Origin of the sequence: Streptomyces sp. ML-6 (genome assembly GCF_030116705.1) — a bacterium.
In the GTDB taxonomy this organism is placed as follows: Bacteria; Actinomycetota; Actinomycetes; order Streptomycetales; family Streptomycetaceae; genus Streptomyces.
Window position 1 is genome coordinate 6589848 of sequence record NZ_JAOTIK010000001.1, and the last position, 13396, is coordinate 6603243.

The 13396-nt window shown below is 72.9% G+C and carries 7 protein-coding genes; 4 read left to right on the forward strand and 3 right to left on the reverse strand.

The window, feature by feature from the left end:
- Window positions 1-45 precede the first annotated feature (45 nt).
- Window positions 46-2175, forward strand: a complete 2130-nt coding sequence (locus OCT49_RS29055; RefSeq protein ID WP_283854759.1) for a hypothetical protein — start codon at window positions 46-48, stop codon at window positions 2173-2175.
- Between the two features lie 155 nt (window positions 2176-2330).
- On the opposite strand, the gene OCT49_RS29060 is transcribed toward OCT49_RS29055, so the two are convergent.
- Both OCT49_RS29060 and OCT49_RS29065 read right to left on the reverse strand, forming a co-directional pair.
- A complete protein-coding gene (locus OCT49_RS29060; protein WP_283854760.1) occupies window positions 2331-2936 on the reverse strand; it encodes a TIGR03086 family metal-binding protein in 606 nt (201 codons plus the stop codon).
- A 36-nt stretch (window positions 2937-2972) separates the two neighbouring features.
- On the reverse strand, window positions 2973-4034 hold the full coding sequence (locus OCT49_RS29065) for an amidohydrolase family protein (protein ID WP_283854761.1): 1062 nt from the start codon (window positions 4032-4034) through the stop codon (window positions 2973-2975).
- Between the two features lie 158 nt (window positions 4035-4192).
- On the opposite strand from OCT49_RS29065, the gene OCT49_RS29070 reads away from it, so the two are divergent.
- From OCT49_RS29070 to OCT49_RS29080, 3 genes are all read left to right on the forward strand, one after another.
- Complete coding sequence (locus tag OCT49_RS29070) at window positions 4193-5182, forward strand: fibronectin type III domain-containing protein (RefSeq protein ID WP_283854762.1); 990 nt, start codon at window positions 4193-4195, stop codon at window positions 5180-5182.
- A 312-nt stretch (window positions 5183-5494) separates the two neighbouring features.
- On the forward strand, window positions 5495-7816 hold the full coding sequence (locus OCT49_RS29075) for a glycosyl hydrolase family 18 protein (RefSeq protein ID WP_283854763.1): 2322 nt from the start codon (window positions 5495-5497) through the stop codon (window positions 7814-7816).
- A gap of 247 nt (window positions 7817-8063) precedes the next feature.
- Window positions 8064-11534, forward strand: coding sequence for a DEAD/DEAH box helicase (locus OCT49_RS29080; protein ID WP_283854764.1), 3471 nt, complete (start codon window positions 8064-8066; stop codon window positions 11532-11534).
- Window positions 11535-11647: 113 nt separating this feature from the next.
- Here the strand turns inward: OCT49_RS29080 and aceB are convergent, their stop codons facing one another.
- The gene (gene aceB / locus OCT49_RS29085) at window positions 11648-13267 is read right to left on the reverse strand and encodes a malate synthase A (RefSeq protein WP_283854765.1); all 1620 of its coding nucleotides are present in this window, start codon (window positions 13265-13267) and stop codon (window positions 11648-11650) included.
- Window positions 13268-13396 lie beyond the last annotated feature (129 nt).

Genomic DNA, 13396 nt, shown 5'->3' on the forward strand with positions numbered 1-13396 from the left:
CGGGTACCGGCATCGGTGTCAGTGCCGGGTGCCATGATCCGTCGCATGGATCTCGAACTGTTCTTCGCCGACGTCGACGCGCAGCCCTGGGCGGAGTTGCGGCACGCCTACGGTGCCGCCACCGACGTTCCCGGGCACCTGCGGGCGCTCGCGGGCGAGGACGAGGAGGCCGCGAGCGAGGCGGTCTCCGAGCTGTACTCCGCCATCCTGCACCAGGGTTCGGTCTACGGGGCGACGGCCCACGCCGTCCCGTACCTCGCGCGGCTCGCCGGGGCCGGGTACCGCACGGAGGACCTGCTGGTGCTCATCGGCGGGATAGCGGAGGGCGGCGCGGACGACGGGGACACGGACGAGGCCGCCTGCCGGGCGGCCGTCGTGGACCAGTTGCCGCTGATCCTGTCATCGGCCGACGCCGAGGAGCCGGGGCTCCGGTGCGCCGCGGTGTGGGCCGCCGCGATGACCGGTGCGGCCGATCGGGTGCTGCCGGTGCTGCGGCGGCTCCGGGAGACGGAGGAGCACCCGCGGGTGCGGGCCGAGCTGATCGGGGCCGTGGCGCGTCTGGACCCGGCGGGCACCGCCGCCGTGGCGGGCGCGGCCATCGGCGGGCCGGAGCCGGACGAGGTGCGCGTCGTGGCCCTGCTGGCCTGCGTGGACGGCGGCCTGCCCTGGGGCCCCGAGCACCACGGGGCGATGCTGTCCCTCCTCCCCGCGGACGGGCTGGTCGTGGACCACCTCGACCAGGAGCGGAACGAGCCCCTGCAGTACGTCGTCGAGGCGCTGCTGCGCCGCGACACCGACGCCGACCGGGACGCGGCGCACGCGCTGCTGGACGCCGCCCTGCGCAGCACGGATCCCGAGGCGCGTACGGAGGCGCTGTGGGCGGCCGAACAGGCCTGCCTGCTGTCGCGCAGCGCCCCGGAACGGCTGGCGGGCGTCGTGCCCGCGCTGGCCGCCGATCCGGACGCCCTGCCCGCGGCGTACTCGCTGCTCCAGAAGCTGGGCCCGCACGCCGCCGCGGCCGGCCCGGAGCTGGCCCGGATCGCCGGTGGGGAGGGCGATCCGGCGGACCGCGCCCTGGAGACGCTCGTCCTGGTGGCCCCCGATCTCGCGGCGCCGCTCCTCGCCCGTGACCTGGGACGACGCCCGCGAGCACTCCGCGCGGCGGGCGGCCCCCTGTTCGGGGTGGTGGTCGGTACCCGGTCCCTGCCGTGCGACGAGGCGCTGCTGGCCGCGATCCGCGCCCGGCTGGTCGCCGAGGACATCGAGGACCACGAGCCCATTCCTCTGCTGTACCTGCTCGCGTCCTGGGGGACCGGGGCGGCGGCCGCCCTGCCCGAGCTGCGGTCCGCGCTGCCGCGTTTCCCGGCGGCCGTGCCGAGGACGCTGGTCGCGGTCTGCCCGCCGGAACACCGCGCGGAGACCGCGCGGCTGCTGACTGCCGCCGCCGTTTCCGGGCCGGAGAACGGCCGGCTCGCCGCCGCGCGGGCGGTGCGCGAACTGACGGGGGAGACCGGCCCGCTGAAGGAAGTCGTCGCCGCCCGGCTCCTCGACGGCGACGACGTGCAGGAGGCCGCGGAGCTCGCCGCCGGGCTGGGCACGGAGGCGCCGGAGCTGGTACCGGCCCTGCGGGCCGCGCTCAGCGACCCCGGGAGCGACCGCGTCACCCCGCGGATGGACTGCGACATCGCGGTCGCGTCGGCCCTGTGGCGGATCACGGGCGACGCCGCGCAGACGGTGCCGGTGCTGGCCGGTGTGCTGGCGGAGACCGGGCGGATGTGGATGCGCTGGACGCTCCGCCGGGCGGCGCGGGCGGCCGCCGCGATGGGCGGGGCGGCCCGGCCGCTGGTGCCCCCGCTGGAGGAGCTGCTGACCGACCGGCTGCACGCCCCGGCGGCGGTGCTCGCCCTGCACGCGATCACCCCCGAAACCCTCGACGGACCCCGCACGGCCGGTCTGCTCCTGGACTCCGCGGAGGCGGACGCCGACGCGGAACTCGCGCTGGAGGCCCTGGTCCTCCTCGGCCCCGCCGCCCTCACCGAGGACCACCGGCGCCGGCTGACGGCCCTGGCCGAGCAGGACCTCCGGGTGCGGTCCTCGGGCGTGGAGCCGACGATATGCCCGGCCGACGAACAGCTGCGGGAACAGGCCCGCGAGGCGGCGCGCAGTCTGGGCTGACCGAGCCGAGCGGTACGCCGTCGTCGGCACCGGCCCGCGACCGGGCCGGACCGCGTCCCGCCCGTCCCGCTCCCCTTCCGTCCTGCCCCGTCCCGCTCCCGTTCCGTGCCGGGCGGGGTTCGTACCGGGCCCGGCACGGGAGGAGGCGGTGTGGTTCAGGCGCCCGGCCGCCAGTCCGGGCGTCGGCCGCTCATGGCGACGGTCTGGTCGAGCAGGGACGCGTCGGCCGGGACCGGGACCGGGGGACCGAAGGCGTCCGTCGGGCGGGGAGCGTCGTCGTCAGGGGTCAGCAGGGCCAGCGAGACGCGCAGGCTCGCCTCGTCCGGCTCGTACTCCTGACCGGTCGCCCGGGCCAGGTCCCAGCCGTGGATCACCAGCTCGTCCAGCGCGACCACCACCGCCACCTCGGCCGGCAGGTCCACACCGCCCGCCCTGGTCATCCCCTGCCGGGCCTCGGGGGCGCGCCAGGCCGCCACCAGCTCGTCCAGCAGCTGCGGCAGCGTCTCGCGCCAGTCGTCGGGGAGCACCGGCGGGGCATCGGCCGGTGGGGTGTCGGTCGTCGGCCCGAACTTCTTGCGCGCCGCGTCGCGGAAGGCCTTGCCCAGTCCGACCACATGGGCGAGCAGTTCGCGCACCGTGTAGTCGGGACAGGGCGTCGGGCCGGTCAGCCGCTGTTCGTCGATGCCGTCGAGCAGGGCGGCGATCCGGCGTGCGGCGGGCTCCAGATCGATGGTGGGGATCGTCCCGGTGTGCGTGTCCATACGGTGCAGACCTCTCCCGCGCCCCGGACCCGTCGCTCATCGCACGACGCGTCCACGGAGCACGATCCGGCTCGGGTGGTTCAGTACGGCAGGGTCCTCGGTCGGATCGGTGGCGTATGCGACGAGGTCGGCGGGCGCGCCGTCCACGAGGCCCGGCAGTCCGAGCCAGGCCCGTGCCGTCCAGGACGCGGCACCGAGTGCCGCGCGGGCCGGCAGACCGGCCCGTACCAGCCATTCCATCTCGCCCGCGACCGTCCCGCAAGGGAAGGAGTCCGTCCCCGCCAGCACCGTCACCCCGGCCTCGTGGGCCGCGCGCACATTGTCGAGCATGCCGTCCCACCCGGCCAGCCACAGATCGCGGCGCACGCTCGGCTCGCGGGCCCGCATCCGGTCCACCCCGGCGGCGAAGACGCTCAGCGTCGGCACGAACGCCGTGCCTCGCGCGGCCATCCGGTCCAGCAGCGCCGGATCGAGATGCATGCCGTGCTCCAGGCTGTCGGCGCCCGCCAGTACGGCGTTGCGGGTGCCCTCCGCGGTCTGGCAGTGCACCGCCACCTTGCCGCCGGCCGCGTGCACCGCCTCCACCACCGAGGTCAACAGCGGCAGCGGCACGGCGGGTTCGTCGGCGGCCCAGTCCCCGACGACCTTGCACCACCCGGACGAGGCGGTCGCCTCCTCCACGGCGGCCCGCACCAACTCCGCCTCGCTCACGTCCCGTCCGAAGCCGGGGATGAACCGGCCGGGCGTGGCCAGCCACCGCCCCGCCGACGTCACTCGCGGCAGCTCCGGGTCCTGCGCCACCCAGCCGGGCATCCGCCGCGCCGTGCCCGGGGTGCGCACCGCGAGCACCCCGGCATCCCGGTGCTCCACCAACTGCCGCCGCAGCAACCCCTCGTCGAAGGGCACGCGGGGGTCCGTCGTGCCGGGGTGCGTGTGCACGTCGACGAGGCCGGGCAGCAGCCAGCCGCCGTCCACGACCCTCTCCACGTCCCGGCCCGAGAGGCCGCCCGGCGGGCCGCCCGCGCGGAGCACCTCGCCGTCGATCAGGAAGACACGCTCCTCGCGCTCCGGCAGCACGACTCCTCGTATGCACAGCATCGGACGACCGTACGGCACGAGGGCGCCCCGTCGGCGGAGCGCCACCGTCCCGCCCCGCGGAACGCACGGTCACACCGGCACATTGCGGAACGTTCCGATCCGTCCTCTTGTCGGAGCCCCCCGCGCCGTGCGATACAGGTCTGGACCATTGCTCCCGGATGGAAGGCGCAACTGTGCAACGCCATCACGCAGCCGCCGCGTTGGCCTGCTCCGTCGTCCTGCTCGCCGCGCTGACCGCCTGCGAATCCGCCCCCGAGGCCGACACCGAGAAGCCGACGGTGCCGGGCCACGTGACGGCGCAGGCCGGCAGCGCCACCTCCGTGCACGTCATGTGGGAACGGGCCTCGGACAACAGGGCGGTCACCGGCTACGAGGTCTACCGGGAGGGGAAGCGGGTGAAGTCGGTCCCGGCGACCAAGCTGATGATCGACGTCGACGGGCTGACCGCCTCGACCGCCCACGCCTTCACCGTCCGGGCCCGCGACGCCGCCGGCAACCTCTCCGCACCCGGCGCCGCCGCGCGCGTCACCACGCCCGCCGCCACCCGCGCCGACCGGGAGCCGCCGACCCGCCCGGTGAAGCTGCGCGGCACGGTGGACGGCAGCCGGGCGGTGAACCTCTCCTGGGGCGGCTCGACGGACGACGTCGGCGTCACTTCGTACGACATCTACCAGGAGGACTCCCGGATCCACAGCGTGCCCGGCGACCAAACCACCGCGCATCTGACCGGACTGCGTCCGGGCACCGTCTACACCTTCACCGTCCGGGCCCGCGACGCCGCCGACACCTCCTCGCCGGACAGCAACGCCATCGACCTCACGACCGGGTCCGCCCCGGGCGCCCCGCCTGCCACCGCCCCCACCGACCTGCGGGTCGACAACCGTGCCCAGGGCAAGGAGTACGCCATCGACCTGGACTGGGAACAGCCGGAGACCGGCGGGGAGATCCCCGCGTACCAGCTGTTCATGAACGGCCGGCTGACCACCACGATCGTGTGGGGCGGGGCCCCGCCCGAGGGGCGGGCGAGCTACCGGCTCACCGTGAGCGACCCGCGCGGCACCCGCTACTCGCTGAAGATCCGCGCGAAGCTGCCCGACGGGAAGTGGGGTGACTTCTCCGCCCAGCGCACGGTCGTCCTCGGCGAGTAAGGCGAGTGGGGCGAAAGAGGCGAGAGGGGCAAGTGGGGCGAGAGAGACGAGTGAGGCGCACGAGGGACGCAGGGCGTACGGGGCCATGGGGCTCCGTGGGGCGGGAGGGCTCCACGGGGCGATCGGGGCGCCCGGAGCGGGAGCCGCCGACGCCGGAGGCGTAGGCGTGAGCGGATGCTTTACCCGTGATTGGTCTGTACCTATTGACGAGTTGGTCCAGACCTTTTAGTTTCCCCTGTGCTCCATGGCACCAAGGAATCCGGCTCCCCCCTCAGGACCGCCTCACCGGTCCCTGCCTCATGGGAGAACACCATGTTCGAGCACCTCATGACCCTCAGACGGAGGACGGCGACCGCGCTCGTCGCCGTCCTCGGGCTGCTCCTCGCGCTGCTCTCGCTCCAGGCCGCCCCCGCGCACGCGGCGGGCAAGCTGACGGCGACCTTCACCTCGGCCGACAACGGCTCCTGGTGGAAGGGCACTTACGTCCTGCACAACGACACGGACACCGCCGTCACCGGCTGGGAACTCGAATTCGACCTGCCTGCCGGGGTCACGATCGACACCTCCTACAACGGCACCGTCACCACCCGGGGCAGCCACGTCACCGCGGTCAACGCCCACTACAACGGCACGATCGCCGCCCACGGCACCAGCGAGCCGTACAGCTTCTGGTTCGTCGCCAAGGGGCCCGTCACCGCGCCCACCGGCTGCCGGATCAACGGCGACAAGTGCGACGGCTCCGCCGACGTGCCGCCGGGCGCGCCCGGCGGGCTGAAGCAGACCGACGTCACCGCCCGCACCGCGTCCCTGTCCTGGACGGCGGCCACGGCGGGCGACTTCCCCGTGGCGTCGTACGACGTCCTGGCCGACGGCGAGGTGGTGGGGTCCGCCACCGCGACCACCTCCACCACGGTCACCGGTCTGACCCCGGCCACCGCCTACTCGTTCACCGTCCGCGCCAAGGACACCCGCGGCAACACCTCGGCCGAGAGCGCCCCGCTGACCGTCACCACCGTCGACCCGGCCACCGACACCTCCCCGCCCACCGCGCCCGGCTCGCTGCGCTCCACGGCCGCCGACTCCTCGTCCATCACCCTGGCCTGGAACCCGGCGACGGACGACCAGCGGGTCGCCGCGTACGACATCTACCGGGGCGGCCTGCTCGCCACCACCGTCTCCGGCACCACGACCACCGCCACCATCGGCGGACTCTCGCCCGTGACCTCGTACACCTTCACCGTCAAGGCGCGGGACGCGGCGGACAACGCCTCCCCGGCCAGCACCGCGCTCACGGTGAAGACCGACGACATCGTCGGCGCGGGCAACTACGCCAAGGTCGGCTACTTCGTCCAGTGGGGCATCTACGGCCGCCAGTACTTCGTCAAGAACCTCCAGGACTCCGGGGCCGCCGGCAAGCTCGACATCATCAACTACGCCTTCGCCAACATCGATCCCAACAACCTCACCTGCCTGAACGGCGTCACGAAGGGCACCACCGCCGACCCCCAGGACCCCGACCAGGGCACCGGTGCCGGGGACGCCGACGCCGACTACGCCCGCCCGTTCGCCGCGGCCCAGTCCGTCGACGGCGTCGCGGACGACGGATGGGCCAAACTGCGCGGAAACTTCAACCAGTTGAAGAAGCTGAAGAAGCTCAACCCGAACCTCAAGATCGTGGTCTCGCTCGGCGGCTGGACGTACTCGAAGTACTTCTCCGACGTGGCGGCCACCGACGCCGCCCGCAAGAAGTTCGTCTCCTCCTGCATCGACATGTACATCAAGGGCAACCTGCCCGAATACAACGGCGCGGGCGGCCCGGGGGTCGCCGCGGGCATCTTCGACGGCTTCGACGTCGACTGGGAGTGGCCGGGTACCGGCACCGGACACCCCGGCAACCACTACTCGCCCGACGACAAGGACAACCTGACCCTGCTGCTCGCCGAGTTCCGCAGGCAGCTGGACGCCCTCGGCGGCGAGCACCGGCTCCTCACCGCCTTCACCCCCGCCGACCCGCAGAAGATCGGCGAAGGCTGGGACCTGGCCAAGGTCTTCGACTCGCTCGACGTGGCCAACGTCCAGGGCTACGACTTCCACGGCTCGGGCAGCGACAACTCCTGGGAACCCGACCGCACCGGCCACCAGGCCAACCTCTACCCGGACGACCAGGACCCCTACGAGTCCCGCTTCAGCGCCGACACCGCCATCAAGGCGTACACCGAAGCGGGCGTCGAACCCCGCAAACTGACCCTCGGCATCCCGTTCTACGGCCGGGGCTGGCAGAACGTCACCGACGGCGGGGTCGCGGGCGAATGGCAGGGGGCGGGCGGCGCCGCCCCCGGACAGTTCGCCGAGGAGGCCGGCAACCGCGGCTACTCCAACCTCATCGGCGCGTACCCGACGATGACGGTGCACCACGACGAACAGTCGGTCTCCACGTACGGCTACACCGGCAACCAGTGGTGGTCCTTCGACGACACCTGGTCCCTCGGCAAGAAGACCGACTACGTGAAGTCCGAGGGGCTGCTGGGGGTGATGATCTGGGAGATGTCGGGTGACACGTCCCAGGGCACCCTGATGAACGCCCTGGACACCGGCCTGAAGCAGGGCCGCTCCCCGCAGAAGCGGCGGCAGTAGCCGGCCCGCCGGTCCGCGGAGCCCCACCGGCCCCGCGGACCGGTCGTGCGGCGAACCGGGACCAGCCGCCCCGAACGAGCCCTCCGCCGGGGCCGGACCGCCCCGGCCGCGCACGGCACGGCTCGCCGCCGACGGCACAGCGGCCACGGACCTGAGGTCGCATATGCGCCACCACCCGCTCCGCACCGCTCACTGAGCTGGCTAAGGTGATCGTTCCTGGCGGACCGGAACGAGGGGGGCGGGCCGTATGGCGGCGAGCAGTGAGCGGCGGCGCAGGGCGGACATCGTGCGCTACTGGCGCGCGGTGGAGATGTTCAGCCCACAGAAGGTGGAGAAGACCTCGCCGCCGAAGGGCATGTACCTCGTGGAAGCCGGGAGCCCGCTGCCGTGGGAAGAGGGGCATCCCGTACGGCGGCGGAACCCGGGCCGGAACATGGTGAGGCAGCACACCGTCTACTGCGGGGTGTACCCGGTGGCGTCCGTCCGTGATGTCCTGCTCGATGTCTTCGGCGACAGCGAGGAGGACCACGACGGCCGGGTGGACGGCGACAGTGCCCTGCTGGCCTTCGAGGTCACGGACGAGGGGTTGCTGGTCCAGGACTCCATCACCTTCTCCGCGTGTGCCTGGGCGACGGGGCGCAGCCGTAAGCCCGGCCCCGGGGCCCAGGGATGGCTCGACGGTTTCGAGGCGGAAGCCGACGCGTGCGAAGGCGTGGTGCTGGGTGTCGGCGACGGCAAGGTGACGATCGCGGACACGGCGTCGGGGCGGCGCCGGCGTCCCTTCGCGGGGTTGCTGTGCGAGATCACGGCCGGTGCGGTCGGCGGCGCCTTGAATGCCGTACTCGGACCGGTGCTCGGCGATCTGGCGGCCGGCGCCCTGTCCGGCGCCGTCAGTGCGGTGGCCGACGACGATGCCGGGCGCTCCGCCGGGCGCGGGGACGACGGGGCGCTGGACGAGGGCCCGCTGGACGAGGGCGACGTGGCCGATGCGGCGGACGGCGGCGAGGCTCCGCCCCGGCTCGGGGAAAAGCCGTTGACCGTGCGGGACCTGTCAGCCGTTACCCGCTGGGTCGCGGAACAGTTCGGTGTCACCGACGACCTGCGGCCGGAGACGATTCGGGTCCAGTGCAGGTCCGTGTCCCGGCGGAAGGCCGGCCGGTCGGGCGGATCGGACTTCCTGAACAGCTTCATCGCGGCGGACCTCGGCCTCGTCGCCGACGGTCTCGGCAAGGACGAGCCGGGGCCCGCGCTACGGGACTACCTGACCGCCACCACCGCGCTGCACGGCCGTGCGCGCACCGACGTCAGGGCTGAACCGGCAGCAGTGATCAACGGGGTGCGGCCGGCCCTCTTCCCGCTCGGACGATGGCCGTCGAAGACAGGGCATCCGCTGGTGCTGAGCCAGCAGTTCGCGGTCAACCGAATCGTGGAGCAACTGGCCGACGCCGACGGGTTGTACGCGGTCAACGGCCCGCCGGGTACGGGCAAGACCACACAGTTGCGGGACCTCATCGCAGCCGTCCTGGTCATGAGGGCGGAGCGGCTGTCCGAGCTGCGGCGGCCCGAGGACGCGTTCATCGGGCAGGCGCACCGCTGGAGCACCGGCACGTACCAGCGGTCCGTGGCGTCGCTCAAACCGGAACTTGCGGGTTTCGAGATGGTGATCGCGTCGGCGAACAACGGTGCCGTCGAGAACGTTTCCAACGAGATTCCCGCGCTCGAATCCGTTGCCGAGGAATGGCGGGAGGAAGCGTCCTTCTTCCCGGAACAGGGACGGCTCGTGCTCGATGGCGTTCCGGCGTGGGGAACCCTTGCCGCGAGGCTCGGCAACAAGGGCAACCGTTCGAACTTCCGCAGCACCTACTGGTTCGGCCCTCCGCGCGAGGAGCGGGCCGAGCGTGGCGAAGGCATGCGGGACGTCCTGAGGGCCGCTGCGTCTCGCGGCGGCGACCCGGCAGCATGGCGGGAGGCGGTGGCCCGCTTCCGGGAGGCGCGCCAGACCGTGCTCACCCTGCGGGACGAGCGACAACGCGTGGACGACGCGCTCATGGGCTTCAGCCGTGCCGAGGCGGCCGTCGCCACCGCCCAGCAGTCGGTTCGGACGGCCCGACAGGACCTGGAGGCGCTTCGAGAACCGGCTGTCGCGGCCCGTGCGGCCCGTGGCGCAGCGCAGACGGACCTCGCGGGTCCGGCCGGCCGCAGGGCGGAGCACCGCCGGCACCGGCCGGGCCTCACCGCGGGCATCTTCACCCTCGGCGCGGCGCAGCGCGACTGGCAGGCGGAGGACCAGCTGCTGGCCGAAGCGGAGCAGGCAGCCCGAGCCGTGTACGAGGCACACGCGCAGACGGCTGCCGCGTACGACCGGGCCGAGGGCGTGGGCAGGGCGGCTCTGAGCGAGGCCGAGCGGGCCCTTCACGCGGCGGAGCGGCACCTCTCACAACTCCGGCGCACCGTGGAGACGGCGGCCGAACGCTGGGAGGCGTATCTGCCGCTCATCGGGACGCGGGGCAATCGGGCCGAGGAGGAGGCGAGAGAGCTCTCCTCGCCCTGGTCCGACCCGGAGTTCACCCGGGCCCGCACCCGGCTGTTTCTCGCCGCGATGGATCTGCACCGCGCGTTCATCGAAGGCGCGGCCGACCGGATGCGCAAGAATCTCGACGCCGCGATGGACGTCCTCTGCGGTGACGCACCCAGAACCCTGAAGCCGGAAGTGGTGCTGGCGGCCTGGCAGAGCCTCTTTCTCGCTCTGCCGGTCGTCTCCACGACCTTCGCCTCACTGGACCGGATGTTCGCGGGGCTGGGGCCCCGGGCCCTCGGTTGGATGCTGATCGACGAGGCCGGCCAGGCGACCGCGCAGATGCCGGTGGGTGCGCTGTGGCGGGCGCGTCGGGGCGTCGTCGTGGGCGATCCGCTGCAGTTGGAGCCGGTGGTCACGCTGCCGCACACGGGTCAGCAGGCCCTTCGCCGTACGTTCGGTGTGGCTGAGGAGTGGGAACCGTCCCGCACCTCGGCACAGCGCGTCGCGGACCGGCTGAACAGCTACGGCACCTGGCTCCCGGCACCCCAGGGTTCCGAGGACGACCGGGTGTGGGTGGGGTCGCCCCTGCGCGTCCACCGGCGTTGCGACGACCCGATGTTCACGATCAGCAACGAGATCGCCTACGACGGGCTCATGGTGCACGGGGTGCACCGGGACGACGATTACGCGGTGGCCCGGCGCGGCGTGTGGTGGCCGGTGAGCGGCGGGCGCGCACCGCAGGGCAAGTGGTCGCCGGACGAGGGGGACTGCGCGAACGTCATCGTGCACCGGCTGGTCGACCAGGGCCTGGACCCGGAGCGCGAGCTCTTCGTCATCAGCCCGTTCCGGGACGTCGTGGCAGGACTCCGTCGCAGCCTGTGCCGGGTCGTCCCCCGCGACCGGGTGGGCACCGTGCATACGACCCAGGGGAAGGAAGCCGACGTGGTGCTGCTGGTCCTCGGCGCGGGCGGGGACAAGGCAGGACCGCGAGCCTGGGCGGCCTCCGCCCCGAACCTGCTGAACGTCGCGGTGAGTCGCGCTCGTCGGCGGTTGTTCGTCGTGGGTGACCACGACGCATGGCGCCGGCACCAGCACTTCGACGTACTCGCACGCCGGCTGCCGTGCATCTCGGAAGCCGAGCAGGCGGCCATGCGGGCACTCGCCCCGACGGCGCTCGCCGAAGGGTGCCGCTGCCGGTAGGCATTTGTCGCCCCGACACCTTCCTGACGGTTTTCCGGCTTCGAGTTCATCGCGATACGGGACTGCCCCAGGTGCCGGTGGCACCTGGGGCAGTCGGGTACGCAAGCGGCGGGTCAGCCCAGCTGCTCGTACGCGGGCAAGGTCAGGAAGTCCGCGTAGTCCTGGTCCAGGGAGACCGTCAGCAGCAGGTCGTGGGCCTGCTGCCACTTGCCGGCAGCGAAGGCCTCCTCGCCGATCTCGGCGCGGATCGCGGCGAGTTCCTCGGCCGCGACCCGGCGGGCCAGGTCCGCGGTGGCGTGCTCGCCGTTCTCGAAGACCACGTCCGCGTTGATCCACTGCCAGATCTGCGAACGGGAGATCTCCGCGGTGGCGGCGTCCTCCATCAGGTTGAAGATGGCGACCGCGCCCAGGCCGCGCAGCCAGGCCTCGATGTAGCGGATGCCGACTGCGACGGCGTTGCGCAGGCCCTCGTACGTGGGACGGGCGTCCAGGCTGTCGATGGCGATCAGGTCACCGGCGGCCACCGAGACGTCCTCGCGCAGGCGCTCCTTCTGGTTCGGCTTCTCGCCGAGGACCGCGTCGAAGGAGGCCATGGCGATCGGCACCAGGTCCGGGTGGGCGACCCAGGAGCCGTCGAAGCCGTCGCGGGCCTCGCGGTCCTTGTCGGCCTTGACCTTCTCGAAGGCGACCTTGTTGACCTCGGCGTCGCGGCGGGACGGGATGAAGGCCGCCATGCCGCCGATGGCGTGCGCGCCGCGCTTGTGGCAGGTGCGGACGAGGAGTTCGGTGTACGCGCGCATGAACGGGGCGGTCATCGTCACCGCGTTGCGGTCCGGGAGGACGAACTTGGCGCCGCCGTCGCGGAAGTTCTTGACGATGGAGAAGAGGTAGTCCCAACGGCCCGCGTTCAGCCCGGAGGCGTGGTCGCGGAGTTCGTAGAGGATCTCCTCCATCTCGTACGCGGCGGTGATCGTCTCGATGAGGACGGTCGCGCGGACCGTGCCCTGCGGGATGCCGACGTAGTCCTGGGCGAAGATGAAGATGTCGTTCCAGAGGCGGGCCTCCAGGTGGGACTCCGTCTTCGGGAGGTAGAAGTACGGGCCCTTGCCGAGGTCGATGAGGCGCTGGGCGTTGTGGAAGAAGTAGAGGCCGAAGTCGACCAGCGCGCCCGGCACCGGGACGCCGTCCAGCTGGAGGTGGCGCTCGTTCAGGTGCCAGCCGCGCGGGCGGGTGACGACCGTGGCGAGCTCCTCGGCGGGCTTCAGGGCGTACGACTTGCCGGACCTGGGGTCCGTGAAGTCGATGGCGCGGGTGTAGGCGTCGATCAGATTGAGCTGGCCGAGGACGACGTTCTCCCACGTGGGGGCGGACGCGTCCTCGAAGTCGGCGAGCCAGACCCGGGCGCCCGAGTTCAGGGCGTTGATGGTCATCTTGCGGTCGGTCGGACCGGTGATCTCCACCCGGCGGTCGTTCAGCGCGGCCGGGGCCGGTGCGACGCGCCAGGAGTCGTCCGCGCGGATCGCCGCCGTCTCGGGCAGGAAGTCCAGCGTGGAGGTGCGGGCGATCTCGGCGCGGCGTTCGCCCCGGCGGGCGAGCAGTTCGTCACGGCGGGGCGTGAACCGCCGGTGCAGCTCGGCCACGAACGCGAGGGCCGCTTCGGTCAGGACCTCGTCCTGCCTGGGCAGGGGCTCGGCATCGACGATGGCCAGCGGGGACGGCGCTGGTGCGGACATGAGCGGTCACTCCTTCAGCGGGCGGTGCGGGCGGCGCCCCGCGGCCGCCGGGCCGCCGGGGACGGCACGGCGTGCCGGGGCTCCGGCATACGGGTGGGGCGCCGTCTGAGGTGCAGAGGGCTTCTGGTC